We start from the raw sequence: 18,655 nt of genomic DNA on the forward strand, positions 1-18,655 counted from the left end.
ATACAATACTAAAAACAAAAAAAATATTGTTTAGCAAAACAATTGTTTTGTATTACAATACCCAGATGATCAATAAATAGAACCTATATGAGCGAATTAAGTGTGTGCAACACAAAACTAGCTACACAAATGAAAGTTGAACTTGAAAAGATGCTAAATACATTAGGCATTACGGTTGTTAATAGTACGGAATTAAATATTTTTATTGCTTCACTGTTATGTTTTAAAAAAAGTGAAATAGAAAAAACATTACTCTTTTCATTTTTAGATTCTGAATATGAAAAAATGAAACTAAAGTATTACATTGATTGTTTCTCGCTTTATCTTACAACGAATCAATTACATGAACGAGATAAGATTATTTGTATTTTAGCTACGGTATTTATAGATTCAATTGATCCAGATTTAAGTTTCATAGATCTAAACGAATATGTCTTATTATTTTCTTTCAAAAATTTTATAGAACTTATTTTTCTTTAATTATAGCAATAAGGGCCGATTACTCGACCCTTATATTTACTCATTTATTCCTAATAATCAAATTATTAAGTCAATTGAGCCGCAGCAATTTTCTTGGTATCTACAGTGTTTGCAGCATCTGTATATTCGCCCATCTTGTCGAAGTTCAAATATTTATAGATGTCAGCAGACATGCTGTCGATCTGAGCAGCATACTGTTGATATTCTTCTGGGCTTGGAAGTTTACCAAGTACAGCAGCAACAGAAGCAAGTTCAGCAGACGCAAGGTAAACGTTTGCACCTTGACCTAAACGGTTCGGGAAGTTACGAGTAGATGTCGATACACAAGTCGTGTTTGGTGCAACACGTGCTTGGTTACCCATACAAAGTGAACAACCTGGCATTTCAGTACGAGCACCAGCGCGACCATAAGTATTATAGAAACCTTCTTCCATTAACTGATGTTCGTCCATACGTGTTGGTGGAGCCAACCATAAACGAGTTGTTAATGAGCCGCTTGGTACTTTTTCAAGTAACTGACCAGCCGCACGGAAGTGACCGATGTTGGTCATACAAGAACCGATGAATACTTCATCAATTTTGTCGCCTTGAACTTCAGAAAGAAGTTTCGCATCGTCTGGATCGTTTGGACAGCAAAGAACTGGTTCTTTAATGTCAGCAAGATCGATTTCGTAAACTTTGGTGTATTCAGCATCGGCATCAGCTTGAAGAAGTGATGGATTTTCTAACCATTTTTCCATGTTTTCGATACGGCGAGCCATTGTACGTGCATCGCCATAACCTTGTGAAATCATCCATTTCAACATGGTAATGTTAGAACGTAAATATTCAGCAACTTTCTCTTCAGAAAGTGTGATTGCACAACCCGCAGCCGAACGTTCAGCAGATGCATCAGACAATTCAAATGCTTGCTCAACAGTTAAGTCAGTTTCCATTTCAGTCAAGTCGATCTCAAGGATACGACCAGAGAAGATGTTCTTCTTACCTTTTTTCTCAACAGTAAGATCACCTTCCTTAATTGCATAGTAAGGGATTGCATGTACAAGGTCACGTAAAGTGATACCAGGTTGCATTTTACCTTTGAACTTAACAAGGATTGACTCTGGCATATCCAGTGGCATTACACCTGTTGCAGCAGCAAAAGCAACTAGACCTGAACCCGCTGGGAATGAAATACCAATTGGGAAACGAGTATGTGAGTCACCACCAGTACCAACTGTATCAGGTAACAACATACGGTTTAACCAAGAGTGAATAATACCGTCGCCTGGACGAAGCGATACACCACCACGGTTCATAATAAAGTCTGGAAGTGAGTGTTGCATTTGAACGTCAACTGGCTTTGGATATGCAGCAGTATGACAGAAAGATTGCATCACTAAGTCAGCAGAGAAGCCTAAGCAAGCCAAGTCTTTCAACTCATCACGTGTCATAGGACCAGTAGTATCCTGTGAACCTACAGTTGTCATTTTAGGTTCGCAGTAAGTACCCGGACGAATACCTTGACCTTCAGCAAGACCACATGCACGACCTACCATTTTCTGAGCTAAAGTAAAACCTTTGCCAGTGTCAGCAGGTTGTACTGGAGTACGGAACAATGTTGATGGCTCAAGACCCAAAGCTTCGCGTGCTTTAGTTGTTAAACCACGACCAATGATAAGGTTGATACGACCACCCGCACGTACTTCATCAAGAAGAACAGGCGTTTTAAGGTCAGATTCAGCGATTTGCTCACCATTTTTGAATGCTGTAACTTTTGCAGCAGCATGATCAATTTTTAGTGTGATTTCGTCGCCCATGTTCATGTTGGCAACATCAATCTCAACAGGTAACGCACCAGCATCTTCCATTGTGTTGAAGAAAATAGGCGCGATTTTTGAACCTAAGCAATAACCACCGTCTTTTTTGTTCGGAATGTGTGCAATTTCATCACCAAAGAACCAAAGAACAGAGTTAGTTGCAGACTTACGAGAAGAACCTGTACCAACAACGTCACCAACATATGCAACTTGGTTACCTTGTGCAATGAGGTCTTTGATCTGGTTAAGTGGACCAACTTCACCCGGTTTTTCTGGGTTGATACCATCACGCTCGTTTTTCAACATTGCATTTGCATGTAATGGAATATCAGGACGGCTCCATGCATCTTGCGCTGGAGACAAGTCATCAGTGTTGGTTTCACCCGTTACTTTGAAAACGGTTAGCTTGATTTCTTCAGGAACATCTTTACGGCTAGTGAACCATTCAGCATCAGCCCAAGATTGTAAAACAGCTTTTGCATTTGCATTACCTGCTTTTGCTTTATCAGCAACATCATGGAACGCATCAAATACAAGAAGTGTTTTTTTCAATGCTTCAGCCGCTAAACCACCAAGTTCAGCACTTTCAAGCAAATCAACTAAAGGAGCGACATTGTAACCACCAAGCATAGTGCCAAGTAAGTAAACTGCACGTTCTTTAGAAACTAATGGAGATGTCGCTTCACCTTTTGCAATTGCTGACAAGAACGCTGCTTTTACGTAAGCAGCTTGGTCAACACCCGCTGGAACGCGGTTTTCAAGCAAGTCCACAAGAAAAGCTTCTTCACCTGCTGGTGGATTTTTTAGCAATTCAACCAGATCAGCAGTTTGCGCATCATCAAGTGGCTTCGGTGGGACTCCGAGTGCGGCACGTTCTTCAACGTGTTGGCGGTAAGCTTCTAGCACAGTGTTATTCCTCTTTTTTAAAAAATTATTTGCAAATTCCTGCTTAGCAAAGCTTTGCAAATAATATGGACAGCAAAATTTTACTAAAAATCAAGTCAAAAGTTAATGCAAGCGCCGTGTTTCTTCGTGATTCTCATTATTTTATAGCGAAATAGTACTTGACAGTTTGCTATGTAAAAATCGTAGAAAATACAGAAGCTAATTAAGCTACTTGGCTTTGACATGATTTAAGTCAATAAAAAGGCAACCTATGTTGCCTGATTTTTTTGAGAAAAACCATCAAACATTAGTGGACAGTGGTGGTTTGTAAATATTGATTTAATGCGTCCCGATTTCCTTCAAATTTAATCTGGACTTCGTCTTCATGTAGCATTATATGGTCGGCACTGGCAAATGAGATAGTTACCTCATAGAGTCTGGCCTTTTCGTCAATCATTTCCTTGATATAAACTTTATCACCCACACTTAAAACGTAACTACTACCGCTGATGATTGCAACGCCTTGAGTATCTTCAAGTAACAAATCAGCATTATGCAGATAAGCAACAACTTCCATCTTTGCTCTCCTGTCGTATAATTATTAGTCAATTCATTATTCTTTATTTTTATAAAATTATCTATATTGTGTATTCATAAATACTCGATAAGTTTGTAACTGCATTATTTTCAATCCCGCAATAAAAAAACCGTTCTTAGAACGGTTTGTAGTGAGGCATTTTATCATGTGGTGTCGCAATACATTGGTCTGTTATCTGCTTGCGAATACTTTCACGGGCTGCGTCGGGATTATTTTTAAGCTGTTCAAGGGGCATCGCGTAAACTTCATCGATAATGTTTAAAATAAATGACCGCGTAATTTCATCTTCAATTTTTTTAGCATGTTCGACAGCCTGAGATTTTTCAATCGCATTTTGACGATCAAGCATAATTGATCGAGCAGCATTACCCATACTGGTACAGTATCCATGCCATTGCTCTTCAGGCGTTAATGGCTTTTTCTCGCTACAACCCGCCAGCGCTAAACCTAAAACAAGAAACAGAACTTTTTTCATCATCACACTGTACTTAATTTGGTGGCATTATCATACTGAATCTTGTCGAATTTTCCAAAAGCAATTACGTTAAAATCTTTTTCCTAATTTTAGATTTTCATTTATTACATTCCATTCTGTTTTTGTTCATCTGACACACACCACCACGTGATGATAGATAAGTATTCCCTGTAACTTTATTATAGTTATTACCTTTATCGTCACTACAGCGCACACCATTACATTGTTTGATCATATAACTTTGCTTTTTTGCCGAAGCTGTTGTGTGAACTATAGATTGATTGGTTTCTGTTTTATTCACTTTTACTGGATTTTCTTTTTCAGTGACAACAGGTGGTGCTGCTTGCTTGCTACTTTGTTTGTAGGGACTGTAGTATTCATCTGCGATTGTTGCGTTCGATTTAAAGCTTGTGCTCGTTGGCTTATTTTGACTCAATGGAGCCATTTTTTGAGATGCAAGTTGGGGTTCATTTGAACGATGCGTTGGGGGTGGCGTAGCTGAATAAGTCGTAACTCCATTGGCATCCACCCATTTGTAATATTGTTTGGCATTGGTCTGAAATATACCGCCTAAAAGTATTAAACCTACCACTGCCCAAATTCGTCCATAAATGACAGAATTCATCTTTATCTCCCCTAAATAGTCACAATTTTATTTAAAATATTCATTTAAATTCAATGATTTATATTAATATTTTTATTAAAAATGTGCAATAAATCAAGATCAGGAAAATAGAGACTTCAGCGTAAATTTATTTTCAATGCATGGCATCAACTTTTATATTCAGACGATATGGTCGTGACAGAATCCATGACAGATATATTTAGATAAGTATCAAAACTATAGATATAAAAATCCTGACGATTGCCGATCAATTTTTGAATCTCCCTGATCGACTCAAACTTATGCGCTTGATCAAAATTGGTCGTAAAAGATTTAAAAAAAGGAAATTCATTATTTTGATAGATAAAATCAATTGCAAGAAAATGTACCTGATTTTGATGAATTGGTTTTTTTATCAGGCAATAAAATTTAGTCATCATTGTATCCAACATCTATCTGTAAAGTGATTCATCAGTACGTCATAAACATCCTGCTCAATCCGTGATATTATTATGATTTTTCTTGTTTATTTCTTATCATTTTATGACGCTTTTTTTTCAATTCAAACATTCCGCTTTTTCTTGATCGGTGAATAAAACCAATGAGATAAAAAAAGCTGCTTCGAAAAGCAGCTATTTGTGTCACTAAAAACGCCAGTTATAAAATACGTCAACCGCTCTTTCTAAAGATTGACTGGCTTCTAGATACATTCGTTTGTTCATCTGGTAGCGTAGAGTCAATTTATTTACAGGTGTAAATACGCCGACACCATAGCGAATAAATAGATCTGGCGTAATATAACCCGTTAAGCTTACCTGAGTATCATCGCCTGTACCTTGTGCATCCAAAGCTAATCCACTCAAACCGAAACTGCGGCCAATCTGGTTAGTCAATGCTCGGGTTCCGCCCAAGCCCATACTGATCCCCGCGGCAGCGATTGTGTTGTTTACATCCGATTTAAACCCAGCAGTATTACTCAAACCGCTACTTCCTTCATTTATACGACCAGTCACAAGTGCATTAAGCGCTTCTTGTTCAGATAAGCCTGCATCGTTATAAATTTGAATATTAGGTACAGATGCCGTACCTGTCACACGAACACCCACTGTACTACCTTGTACGGATTTATTGGCATCTACATCTAATGTTGGATTAGAAATTGGTCCATTAAAACGAGCAATCGCACGATTTAAATCCAGACTTTGTCCATATGCTTCGATTTTAACTTTCTGACTAACCCCAATTGCACCACTGGCTCGCATTGCAGTTTCAAGACCACGCTGTGATAGATTCAAACGTCCCACCAGTGGAATTCGGCTGTTAAAGCCCTGAAAAATGACTCGCTCACTACCAATATTGATTGCGACATCCGCTCGAATATCCCATGGTTTTGCTGCTTTTAAAATTGCAAGTTGATCCTGACCATCTCGTACAATTCGTACGTCAGATGAAACTGCCACCACAGGTTCACTGGCTTCAGGCATAGAAATTAACGCACGTGGAATATCCAGCTTTCCATTAACAACCAAACGCTTACTAAGTGGATAAGCTTCCATCGATACATCTGGATTAACAATAGCAGTAATAAGAGGCGCTTGACGAACAAGTAAATTATCACCTTTTAAGCTTAGCTGAATACGTGGATCATTTTTCCAGTCCACACTTCCTGTGAGTTCACCCACACCGCGTCCACTATTAAAAGCACCTTTGATGGTTGCATTGTCCTGTCGGATAGATGAATACAATTGGATATTGGTAAGATTAACAGGCAATGACATCATGCTAATCGAACCATTTTTTAAGCGTAAATCACCTGTAATTTGCGGTTGGGTCAATGTTCCATTAATTTTTCCAGCCAGTGCTAATGTTCCATCCATTGAACGTACATCACTGATAAATGGTTTAAGCACTTTTAGTTGTACATTATTAAAAGCAACTTCACCATTCATTGGCATAGGTGTTTGATACGGATTGATAATGACTTTGGCATATCCAGTCCCTATTGCGGGTGTTTTAACATCAAGACGTAACAGTAAGCCCTGACTTACACTTTTTGCAATCACACTAAGCTGATCATAACTTAAAGTCGATGCAGGATCTTGCGGATAAGCCGCTGCCAGACCTATTTCCCCATTTTGGGTAATCAGCTGTGCATCCAGTTTTGGCTGTGCACCATTTGCCCATGATGCTTTGGCATAACCATTCAGCTTTCCTGTAATTGCCAGACCTTCAGGCATAAATGCACTAAAATCACTGAGATTCAGATCACGTGTTGCGACAGACACATTTCCGCGAGCCTGACTAACCCGTAAAGGTTGATCTAGACAAAGCTGACTATTTTGGCTCGACCAACAATGTTGCCCAACAAATAGCTCCTGACTTGCACGTGTATAAATGACAGCAGCATTTTGTTGCTGCTTTAATACCGCACGACGTGAATCGAAAATACCCTGCTGAATTTGTCCTAACCAATCATTATTTTGATTAAAACCACCTGCCAGTTGAACATAAAACTTGGAATAATAATTCCAGCCTTGTAACTGGACTAAGTGTGCCTTGCGTGTACCTGAAAGTGTAATACCCGCATATTGGATCTGGCGACCACCACGACGTAAATCATCAAGTGTTGCTTTTAATGAAGTTGGTGTAGTTTCTGAGGTAGGCAGCTCACCTAATACCTGTATTTTTTTTACACTGATATCACCAAAACCAAAATTATCCACGACCAGATTAGCGGTTGCTTTTAATCTTGGTTGAGCCTGAACATTCAAATATCCATAAGTGCGACCCCGCAAACCTGGATACAGTTCATACATTGCAGGTGCATTCACTTTCAAACGTAAATTTTGTGCATTTCCAGAAGCCTGTACCTGATTTTTACCATAGGCCAAAAATAAATTATTTGCTTCAAACTGTTGTGGCAAGAAACCTTTCTGGTTCGAATTTAGCACCATCGATAAATTACCCATACCACGAACCATTTTATTATTTATAAAGCCCGCCATATTAAGTTTTTCGATATTAATACGTTTTGAATTTTCAGCCCAAAGTCCCTGTGTTTTCAGATTTCCAGATAACTCACCCTTTACACTGGACACAAAGTATTGTGGTTTAAAACGCACCAATGACGCACTGATATCCCATCCAATCGCATTTTTTAAATTGACTGAACCCGATGCAAATATTTTACCTGCAACTCCATCGTGCTGTAATTCAGCAATTTTAATAAATTCTGGCGTCCCTGAAATATTAAACTTTAATAAACCTTTACCCTGATTAAAAGCGTTTAAGCCACCATCATAGCGCGCTGCAAAGCCTTTGAAGCCGCCGCCTGTTTTTTCTTCATTAAACACGATTGCAGCGGTGCTTTTCCCTGTGAGTTCGACCATTTCATTTTGAGTAGAATTTGCCATACGGCCCTTTAAGGAAATCGCATCAAATTGAATAATCTGCTGGTTTGGCTTGGCATAACCATTGGCTTTAATTTGACCATTTAATAAATTAACAGGCGCTGCGGCAGTAATGGTTTGTGGATTAAAATCATTGGCATTTAAAATAGCATTCCATTTGAGCTGACGTTTTTCAGATGGAAGCTCTACTTTTGCCTGACCACTTAAACTACCTTTTTGAAGTGCCTGATAGCTAAACTCAGGAATATTCAAAATATTGTCTTTCAAGTTCAGTTTTGCAGCATATTTACCCGCAGGTAATGTGGCCTGTTCGTGTGTTCGCACATTCGTAGCAACATGAATATCCTGCTTACCTTCAACCAATGCCAAATTGACTTGACCTTCATCACTATCCAACCAACCAATATAAGGCATAGCACGGTCAATATTTTTCCAGGAAACGTCTAGCATCATTGGTTGAGCTTTTTGTTGTATTGGTTGATCCTGATTGAGCTTAACTAACCATGATTCGTATTTGTCAAAATCAAGATTCGCTGTAAGTGCCATTCCTTTTTCAAGTGAACCTTCAGATGCAAGATTTGCATCTAGCGATGGTGGCAGAAAATCCACAATTGCCTGTGGAATCACCTTATCTTTAGGGTTGAGATGATTAAGCCGACCTTTAACATCCCAAGTAACATGATGATGCCAACCTACGTGCCCAGCCAGCGTCACAAACCCCTGCATAAGCTGACCATTAAAGTCATGAATATCCAGACCATTGACCAAGTCTGTAGACATTAAAGCGCTATATTGACCTTCTGGAATATTTTCGCCCTTTAAATCTGTTGCCAGTTCAAGATCAAGTTTTTCTACATTTCCTTTAAACTTGGCAATACCATCCTTAGAAAATAGCTTTTGCTCAGTCATTAGCGGCCAGTGATAATTTTTAAAATCAAGTTGACCAAACATAGGTACACCATCGCGTACTGGATGTACAACAACCCAACCTGTTAATAAATCAGGTGTATTGGTTGCCACACCAGCTTGAATGGTATCTAAACTCCCAAGCGCAGCAACTTTGATAGTGTCGATATTCAAACTTTTTAAAGACGGTATTTTTAAGTCTGCATGGGCATTGAGTGGATATTTACCACTGAATGTCATTTGCCCTGTCGCATTGTCTAGTGCAAGATAACCCATATTCATACGGGAGTTTTCAAATTTTAACTCTGTCCCAGACCATACTGCGTCCTCAAGATAAATATCATGAAAATCGACTTTTGATTTTACAGTTTGAATCAATAAATGATCAATTTCTGCTTCATTTAAACGCAATACAAACGGCAGTTTAATCTCGCTGAATTTAAAAGGCTCATTACTTGGAGGAGCATGACTAATAATTTGTAAATTACGAACATCTGCTCGACTTAAATGAATCTCTTTACTCAGGATCGCTCGCCAACCTAATGAAACATCCGCTTTGTCAATTTTGACATCCAGATCTTTGAGCTTAACCCAAATATTTTTTAAAATAATTCCTTGTAAAAGGTTACCGCCTTCGTATTCATAACTCAGGATATGCTGACGCGCCATCACTCGATCTAGTAAAAATTTACTGCCCCGATCCGTTGTGAACATAATGCCTAGCGCAGCCACTAAAAAGACAATCACAATCATGAACGTCAAAAAAACATTTCTAAGAATGCGACGTTTTTTACGAGGTGTAGGAGTAGCCGGTTGTTCTACGTCAGCCATAATAATCCTGAATCAAATTTATTTTAAAGTTGTGAACCGATAAAGAAATGCAATCGAATTGGATGATTATCATCAGAAACACCTGATGCAACATCGAGTCGAATTGGACCAATTGGTGATTTCCAGCGAATCCCCACGCCTATACTATAAGCCGTATCATTCTTAAATTTTTCGTCATACGCATTACCAAAGTCTGAAAATACTGCGGCTCGCCAACCATCCTTAAATTGATAGTTGTATTCCAAAGAACCTACAGCCAGACCCTGTCCACCGACTTTATAGCCATATTCTTCTGGCGACAAACTTTTATAGTCAAAGCCACGAATAGTTTGGTCACCACCAGCAAAAAATCTTAAATTATAAGGAACTTTGTCAAAATCATCCGTAAAGATATAACTTAAATCTGAACGTCCTACAAATTGATGGTCATCATTTTCACCCAACGAATAAATAAAACGCCAGCCTGCGGTCAAAATGGCCATATTGGCATCTGATAACAATGATTCACTGCCCAATTCAACTTTATAGCTCTGTTTAAAACCCCGTGTTGGGTTAACACTGCTGTTGCTCGTTGTTTTTGAGATTTCATAGCCAAATAACAAAGCTTCCTGCTCTGCATCTGAACCAGGCACTTTAAATGCATCTGGAATTTCATCGTTATCAACAACACCATGCTGAGTCAGACGATCCAAACGGTAACGGAAACCAAAACTTTGCTGCCAACCGCCCATAGGATTTTTAATAATCCGTTCCGCACCAAATACCGCAGATTCAGTTTCCAAACTGACATCAGGGCCAATATCATCACGGTCTTCGCGTTCGTAACCACCAACAATGTTGATATAATCATTAATCGGGTCTTTATATGGAATACTATAGCGGCCATCCAATGACTGACGAATTTTAGACAACTCAAGGTTAGCATCAAAAGAATGACCTAAACTATTGACGATAGCGCGGCGGTATTGAGTACGAATACGAAATTCTGTGTCCGTACCATAACCAATCCCCGTTTCCACACTATTTAAACGATCTGCATTTAAAGTCACAATCACAGGAACTTTCTTTTCTTCACGTGCTTGAGCTTGTAACTGTTCATTTTCAGAAGCGCGTTGCTCTAGACGTTGTTTTGCGAGTTGTAATTTTTCATTTTGTTCATCAGTCAGTTTCATGCCCGCAAACTGAGTTTCATCGGCGACATCTTGAGTCACCTCTTGACCAGACTTTGCATCTGCTTTTTGCAAAGAAGCAACTTGCTGTTCTTCAATTTTTTGCTGGTCAACCAAAGCCTGCAAATCTGGTGGTAACTCCAACGGTTTTTCAATTGGATCAGGTTTTATGGTATCGACCAACGTATAGTTAAAATAGCGTGAATTGGTCAGGTTATTTGCAAGGGTGTTAACACGCCAAAAAGCATAATCATCGCCGTCTTTCCACGGTGTCATGCTTTGCAATACTTCCATTTTTAAAGGTATTTTTTTGGAAGGATCACTCATTCTAAATTCGACATTACCCAGCTTATAACGCTCACCCGTTTCATATTTTAAATTAATCGCTGCGGTGTCTTCAGGCTGTTTGACTTTAACATCGTGCAAACGCCAATAAGCATCAAAATAACCATTATCAGATGCAGCTTCAACAATCCGACTTTTAGTCTGTTCATATTTACCATGATTAAGAATATCACCGACATCTAAATCTGGTACAAGTCGAATAACCTGAAATTGTGGAGTACTTGCACCCTCACCTGAAAATTCAATATTTTGTTCTTCAACTTTGACTGGATTATTGGGTGTTACTGTAACTTTGACTTTGCTATCGCTGAGTTTCTCAAAATTAAATTTAGCGTTGTAATATCCAACGGCTTGAGCTGCCTGATTACTTAAACTACGTAACTGTGGTAAGGCAGCATTAAAATCACCAAATGCTTCTTGAGTATAGCTAGACAATTTAGCACTGATGTTTGCTGCAAGATCCGCAGGTGCTCCCACCACTTCTGCACTAATGCGAGGATCAGCTTTCGCAGTATTTAAATTACTTGATGGTCGTATTTTATAAAGGATACGTCTAAAGAATCCGACCTTGGCATCATCTTGCTCACGTTCTGCTGTACTTACCTCATCTAAAGTTTTGCCTGAAGTGTTAGCATCAACCACGATTTGTTTATCTGATTCAATTTGTTGCATCAAATTGTCAATATTAACAGGCGCTTGATTAATCTGTGCGAGTTGCTGTTCAGTTGGATTGGAAACCCCACTTTCTACACCTTTGGAAGAGCCATTTCGGGCAGCGGCAGCCTCTTGTTTAGCCTCTTCTGCAACTTTAAAAATTTCGTTTGCCATACTGGCATCAATTTGCGTGTCTGGTAAATCATTAAGATCTTCAAACTCAATCGGTTTAAAGGCTTCAATTTTATTACCCGCCTGTTCTTGTTGTTGTAATAGAACTTGACTATCCTGCTGAGAGTTAACCTGAGATGCATGAAGTGTTGAAGGGTCAACTGGGCTTTGGTTTTGCACAGCAACCGTATCAGTCTGAGCCGATGGATTAACAACGTTATTTTTCTGTAGCACAGCCTGTGTTTTTGATTGCAGACTCTGACTTAAACTTGATGAAATCGGTTCTATATTTGTATCTTCAGCATGTGCAACAGGCGAAATATATAAGCCCAAAAGCATGCTTGAACAGATAAATTTGTTGATATCATGCACATTCAAAATAAAACGTACAGATTGGGCAAGAGTTGTATGTCTAAATTTAATATTCGCAAGCATGTAAAACTCTAAGCTTATTTTAATCGGATTAGCTTTAATGTATATAAATACATGGAAATCTATTGATTTTTCATCGTATCAACCGCTTAAAATATCATACATGATTTTCAAGGCGCTTTAACAAATTGATCACATTTCTTAATAAATCGCAATGAAGTTTTAAAAAATGAAAAATGATAGCAACCTCATGACATCGCGTCGCTTTTTACCTATGTTTTTAACGCAATTCTTTGGTGCGTTAAATGATAATGTCTACAAACAGGCATTACTGTTAGTGATTACTTATGGGCTGATTAGCCAACAGTCTGCCAGCGTCAGTACATTAAACAATCTAGCAGCCTTATTGTTTATTTTGCCTTATTTCATTTTCTCAGCGACAGCAGGACAAATTGCAGATAAATTTGAACGAGCCAGTTTGGTTCGTGCGATAAAGATTTTAGAAATTATCATCATGCTCATCGGCTCGGCAGGTTTTATCACAGGGCATTTATTATTATTGATGCTTGCACTATTTTTGATGGGTGTTCATTCCACGTTTTTTGGGCCCATTAAATACGCGATTTTACCTGAAATTTTAAAGCCCAATGAACTTATGTCAGGCAATGCTTTATTTCAATCAGGAACATCAATTGCGATTTTGCTTGGTATGATTTTGGGCGGTGCGGTGATTTCTTCATCTCATGGGAATTTGACTTGGATTAGCCTTACCGTGGTTAGCATTGCAGTGATTGGTTATTTATGCAGTCGCTTTATTCTTCCTCAAAAAATTGCTGAACCAAATTTAGAAATTGACTGGAACTTCTTTAGAACTAGCTTTCAAACCATCAAATATGCCAAAAGTCTTCCTTTAATTTTTACTATTTTGCTCGGCAACTCATGGTATTGGTTTTATGGCGCGACGTATTTGACCCAAATTCCACAACTCACCCAGCAAAATTTGCATGCTTCTGAAAATGTTGTGAGTTTACTTCTGACTTTTTTCTCGGTAGGAATTGGTGTCGGTTCGTTGCTATGCCGTAAAATTGGGGGTTCAGAATTAAATATAAAAATGGTTCCAATTGGGGCTGTCGGCTTGACGATATTTGCATTTTATCTTGCGGCTTGCTTGGCTTATGTCCCTGAAAAAACAGGTGCATTAATGTCTTTAACCGACATGTTTACTTCTGGATTGGTGTATTATCACGTCATGCTTGCAGTCACATTGTTGGGCATAAGCGGTGGATTTTATATTGTTCCACTGTATGCCATGATGCAGGCATATTCACCACGTTCACACCGTGCTCGCGTGGTTGCTGCAAATAACATTTTAAATGCTGTATTTATGGTGTCATCGGCAGTATTCTCAATCATCATTTTAAGTATCTTAAAAATCGACATTAAAATTCTATTTATCATTACTGCTGTCTTGAGTGCTATTTTTTCTTTTTGGTTGTTGCGGAAGTTGCCACCTATGTTAAATTCAGCACATGATTCTCTGGAGGATTAATTCCATGCGTCACTATACGGGTATCGACCGATTGATCAATTCTTTTGATCAGGCATTAAGAAGTCTTGTTCCTGGAGCAACTGCTGCTCATCGTAATAATCCTGCTGAACAATCTGATGCGTCATTGACAGTCAGTGATGCAAGACACGTTGCGGGCTTAATGCGAGTCAATCATAGTGGTGAAGTTTGTGCTCAAGCGCTTTATCACGGCCAAGCTTTAACTGCAAAACTACCCAATGTGCGTCATGAAATGGAACAAGCTGCGATTGAGGAACAAGATCACCTCGCTTGGTGTGAAGATCGCTTAAAAGAACTGGATAGCGTACCAAGTTTACTCAATCCCATTTGGTATGGCCTTTCGTTTGGAATGGGTGCAATCGCAGGTATTGCAGGTGATAAATACAGTTTGGGATTTGTTGCAGAAACCGAACGTCAAGTAAGTTCACATTTAATCGATCATTTAAACCAGTTGCCAGTACATGATCAACGTTCAAAACGTATTTTAGAACAAATGAATGAAGATGAACTACATCATCGTGATACTGCCTTACATGCAGGTGGTGTTGAATTACCTTTCCCTGTAAAAATCACGATGACTGCAATTTCAAAGCTGATGACTAAGACCAGTTATTATGTTTAATCGAAGCACCTAAAGTTGCCTTCGCATTGTAAATAATGCTCATCAATTCAGGATATTTAGTTAATTTTAGTCTAAATATCCTTTTTAAAATTTGCTCTCATTCACAAAAAAATTCGACGATAAAACGCTAATGCTTAACTGAACCAACAAGATAAAAATATGTTCTAACAATGATTTTTCTAAAATAGCGGTGCATCTAAAAACGATCAGTCAATTGAAAGTAGATGACACCTATCCGAAACTGGAAAGCAACAATACGCTATATTTTGTCATCATATTTCAAGAAAGTTGAATGAATTATCCTAAAAGTGCGCTTAGATAAAAATATCTAAAACACAACGATTAGGCGCTATTTCAATTCATCAAGGTAAAATCCGTCGCAAGGTTGCAAAACATTGTTGACCATTTTCGCCTGCACAGAAATTAATCGTATCTGCCGATTTCCACTGTACAAAATACTGCGAAACTTCCCCCGATTGATCTTCCTGCTGACCCGAACAATCGACTTCATTATTATCATATTTGATTTGCATAATCAGCGCAGGGAGCTTTTCTTTCATATCCTGAGATGGCTGATAATCATACACGCCGTATGACCACTCTTTACCGCTTTTTACCACAACTTCATTGGCATTACGGAAATTATAATATTCCACACATTTTTTATTGGTCGGAATTTCCATTCCCCATAAACCCATGATCTCTGGACGAGTTTCAATTTGAATGGTGTTGGCATTTAAATCCATCGCCTGAGTTTTCGCTTCCACTTGTTTTTGCTTTGCTTCATCTGCCATCGCAAATGAACAACAAAGACTTAATACACCAACAATATAAATATTTTTCATAGATTTATTGATAACTAAACGCATGAACCTAACTTACCATACTTTTTTAAAATTACATTCGATCATAACGATATAAAAACAATATTTTTATGCATAGTTGTCATCTCTCAAATCTGAATTTTTTATCACACTTGAATAAGTTACTTAATTGATTTAAAACCTAATTCAACAAAATAAAAGATACATAAAAAGGAACATATGAAACTGGATGAATATATCGATTATGATGGTTTAGGTCTAGCACAGTTAGTACAAAAGAAAGAGATTCAAGCCATAGAATTACTCGATCTTGCGCTAAAACGTTCAGAACAAGCCAATCCTAAACTCAATGCCATTATTATTCCCATGCATGAACATGCACGAGCCAGAGCACGACAAGTATTGACTGGTCCATTTGCAGGAGTACCTTTTTTGGTCAAGGATCTGTTTCAGGAATATGCAGGCATTCCCACTTCATATGGATGCAATGCTTTAAAAAAACTTCAGTATATTCCTGATCTAAATGCTGAAATTGTAAATCGGTGGGAAAAAGCAGGCATTATAACTTTTGGACGTACCAATACGCCCGAGTTTGGGATTAAAGGAATTACTGAATCTGTTGCTTGGGGAAGTTGTTCAAATCCGTGGAACTTAAAACATAACAGTGGTGGTTCCTCTGGAGGTTCCGCTTCTGCAGTTGCAGCAGGAATAGTTCCCATTGCTGGTGCTGGAGATGGTGGTGGTTCTATTCGGATTCCTGCATCTTATTGTGGACTGTTTGGTTTGAAACCCAGTCGCGGACGTACTCCATGGGGCCCACAAATGAGTGAAGCCATGCATGGTGCAGCAATTCAACATATTCTCAGCAAATCTGTACGTGATAGTGCGGCCATGCTTGATGCAACACATGGTTTCGAACATAGTTCACTTTTCAAAATAGAGAAACCAGAACACCCCTTTTTGGATTACGTACAGCGTTCACCTCGGCAGCTTAGAATTGCATTTAATACACAATCACCTATTGGTACAAAAGTATCTAAAGATGCCGAGGCAGCGATAAGACATACTGCTCTACTTTTAGAGTCATTGGGGCATATCGTCATTGAAGATGCACCCAAAATTGATGGCATGGCGGTTGCGAAAGACTTCATTACCACTTGGTTTAGTCAATTTTCCTATATGTTGCATCAAATCAAACAAATGTCGGGTGCAAGCAATAACGAGTTCGAATTAGATTCATTGGTACTTGCTGCATTTGGCGCACAAACTACAGCACATGAATATATCCATAACCTAAATAATTGGGGAGTTTACGTTACACGAATGAATCATTTTTTCGATGATTATGATTTATATTTAACCCCTGCAACAGCTTCGGTTTCTCCGAAAAATGGTGAAGTAACAACGCCAATATGGCAAAAACCAATTTTAAAAAGTTTATTAAAGATAGGAAAAGCACACTATTTAGCAAGAGGCAAACTAGTAGAACAAATTATTCGTGATAATCTAAAATGGGTTCCTTTTACCCAGTTGGCTAATATCACAGGTCTACCTGCAATGTCAGTTCCTCTGTATTGGAATCAAGACAATCTTCCATTAGGCTCTCAGTTTATTGCTCCTTTTGCTCGTGAAGATTTACTTTTACAGCTTGCAGGACAGTTAGAACAGGCTCAACCTTGGGCCAAAAGATATCAAAATATTGTTATTTAGTTGCCAATTGAAACAGGTTGTTCAAGCTGATTGGGCAACCACTTCACTAAGAATAAACCCAATAACACAATACCAGATGCCGTTATAAAAACCAGTGATCCACTAGATAGCTTCCAATAATGTCCTGCTAATATACTCCCACATGCAACGCCCAAGCCCCACATCGTGCTATACAAAGCTTGACCACGTCCTTGCTGCCCTGCTGAAAAATTTTGAAAGATCATCCGCATTGCAATCAAATGAAATAAACCAAAACTAAAAGCATGAATCGTCTGTGCCGCAAACTGAGCAATAAAACTACTGGCAAATACACCTGTAATCATCCAGCGAATACTGGTCATAATTAAACACAAACTTACTAGTTTTTTTAAACCATAGCGCGATAAAAATAAATGTGCATAGGCGAACATGATAATTTCAGCAATTACTCCAACCGCCCACAAGAACCCAATAGCAGTCGTTGTAAAATCAGATTCTTTTAAATAATTACTGTAGAAACTATAAAATGGTGCATGAGAAAATAGCAAAATAAATTCAATAGCAAAAAAAGCAAGGACTTCTGGACGTTTTAAAATAGGCAGCAACGGTTCAAGGATTTTTTGAGAGCGAGGTGCTGAATCGGGTTCCTTAATTGTAAAAGACCAAATGAATGCCAAAAATGCAACACAAAGTAAAACTATAGGTAGCATTGCGATTGGGATAATTTCAAGTAATGTTCCAACACCAAACACACCTACAATAAATCCTACAGATCCCCATTTACGAATTTTCCCATACAACTTTGCACGCTGATCCCCCAACCAGAATAAAGTTACTCCTTCAAACTGAGCTAAAATTGCATTTTGAAAAAAACTAAAAATGAGCATGAGCAATGCAATCGACTGAAAAGTATTCGGGATCATGAAAATTGCAAACCAAATACAAGATTCCATCCAAGTTGCTATGCGCACTAATTGCATTCTTTTTCCTGATTTATCTGCAATCCACCCCCAAATAAAAGGGGCAAAAAATCGGGTAATAATTGCAATGGAAGATAAAAGTCCAATCTCTTGATAATTAAAGCCACGATCTTCCAGATACAAACTCCAATAAGGCATGAATGTGCCAACAATTGAGTAGTAACAAAAGTAGAAACCACCGAGTTTAGTCGTGATTGGAAGTCGTAGCACTGGTTTATATTCCTTTGGAACTTTATGGCATCAAGAAAAAAACCGCCGAAGCGGTTTTTTATGA

General features: G+C 38.4%; 12 protein-coding genes. 4 read left to right on the top strand and 8 right to left on the bottom strand.

All coding sequences use genetic code 11. The features are described 5' to 3' along the window. Positions 1-87: 87 nt before the first annotated feature. The gene (locus A7A69_RS00815; protein WP_152875980.1) at positions 88-480 is read left to right on the top strand and encodes a hypothetical protein; all 393 of its coding nucleotides are present in this window, start codon (positions 88-90) and stop codon (positions 478-480) included. A 65-nt stretch (positions 481-545) separates the two neighbouring features. On the opposite strand, the gene A7A69_RS00820 is transcribed toward A7A69_RS00815, so the two are convergent. The 6 genes from A7A69_RS00820 to A7A69_RS00845 all read right to left on the bottom strand — a co-directional run bounded on the left by A7A69_RS00820 (position 546) and on the right by A7A69_RS00845 (position 12,762). Then, positions 546-3,185 carry a bifunctional aconitate hydratase 2/2-methylisocitrate dehydratase gene (locus tag A7A69_RS00820; RefSeq protein WP_120369213.1) on the bottom strand — a complete coding sequence of 880 codons (2,640 nt, stop codon included), beginning with the start codon at positions 3,183-3,185 and terminating at the stop codon, positions 546-548. A 286-nt stretch (positions 3,186-3,471) separates the two neighbouring features. After that, positions 3,472-3,741 carry a hypothetical protein gene (locus tag A7A69_RS00825; protein ID WP_120369214.1) on the bottom strand — a complete coding sequence of 90 codons (270 nt, stop codon included), beginning with the start codon at positions 3,739-3,741 and terminating at the stop codon, positions 3,472-3,474. Between the two features lie 136 nt (positions 3,742-3,877). Then, a complete protein-coding gene (locus tag A7A69_RS00830; protein WP_171406715.1) occupies positions 3,878-4,237 on the bottom strand; it encodes a hypothetical protein in 360 nt (119 codons plus the stop codon). Positions 4,238-4,334: 97 nt separating this feature from the next. Further along, positions 4,335-4,862 carry a DUF4124 domain-containing protein gene (locus A7A69_RS00835; RefSeq protein ID WP_152875982.1) on the bottom strand — a complete coding sequence of 176 codons (528 nt, stop codon included), beginning with the start codon at positions 4,860-4,862 and terminating at the stop codon, positions 4,335-4,337. Between the two features lie 623 nt (positions 4,863-5,485). Then, positions 5,486-9,988, bottom strand: coding sequence for a translocation/assembly module TamB domain-containing protein (locus tag A7A69_RS00840; RefSeq protein ID WP_152875983.1), 4,503 nt, complete (start codon positions 9,986-9,988; stop codon positions 5,486-5,488). A 23-nt stretch (positions 9,989-10,011) separates the two neighbouring features. Then, the gene (locus A7A69_RS00845; protein ID WP_152875984.1) at positions 10,012-12,762 is read right to left on the bottom strand and encodes an autotransporter assembly complex protein TamA; all 2,751 of its coding nucleotides are present in this window, start codon (positions 12,760-12,762) and stop codon (positions 10,012-10,014) included. 166 nt (positions 12,763-12,928) lie between these two features. On the opposite strand from A7A69_RS00845, the gene A7A69_RS00850 reads away from it, so the two are divergent. Continuing rightward, on the top strand, positions 12,929-14,248 hold the full coding sequence (locus tag A7A69_RS00850; RefSeq protein ID WP_152875985.1) for an MFS transporter: 1,320 nt from the start codon (positions 12,929-12,931) through the stop codon (positions 14,246-14,248). A gap of 4 nt (positions 14,249-14,252) precedes the next feature. Further along, a complete protein-coding gene (gene coq7 / locus A7A69_RS00855) occupies positions 14,253-14,888 on the top strand; it encodes a 2-polyprenyl-3-methyl-6-methoxy-1,4-benzoquinone monooxygenase (protein WP_120369221.1) in 636 nt (211 codons plus the stop codon). Positions 14,889-15,250: 362 nt separating this feature from the next. Here the strand turns inward: coq7 and A7A69_RS00860 are convergent, their stop codons facing one another. Beyond that, on the bottom strand, positions 15,251-15,757 hold the full coding sequence (locus A7A69_RS00860) for a hypothetical protein (RefSeq protein ID WP_120369222.1): 507 nt from the start codon (positions 15,755-15,757) through the stop codon (positions 15,251-15,253). Positions 15,758-15,931: 174 nt separating this feature from the next. Here A7A69_RS00860 and A7A69_RS00865 point away from each other — a divergent pair, with 174 nt between their 5' ends. After that, entirely contained in the window at positions 15,932-17,422 is a 1,491-nt protein-coding gene (locus tag A7A69_RS00865; protein ID WP_152875986.1) for an amidase, read from the top strand. Here A7A69_RS00865 and A7A69_RS00870 read toward each other — a convergent pair. Continuing rightward, complete coding sequence (locus A7A69_RS00870) at positions 17,419-18,591, bottom strand: MFS transporter (RefSeq protein ID WP_187349141.1); 1,173 nt, start codon at positions 18,589-18,591, stop codon at positions 17,419-17,421. The two genes, A7A69_RS00865 and A7A69_RS00870, sit on opposite strands and share 4 nt — an antisense overlap. Between the last annotated feature and the right edge of the window lie 64 nt (positions 18,592-18,655).

The organism is Acinetobacter guerrae, assembly GCF_009372255.1.
GTDB lineage: Bacteria > Pseudomonadota > Gammaproteobacteria > Pseudomonadales > Moraxellaceae > Acinetobacter > Acinetobacter guerrae.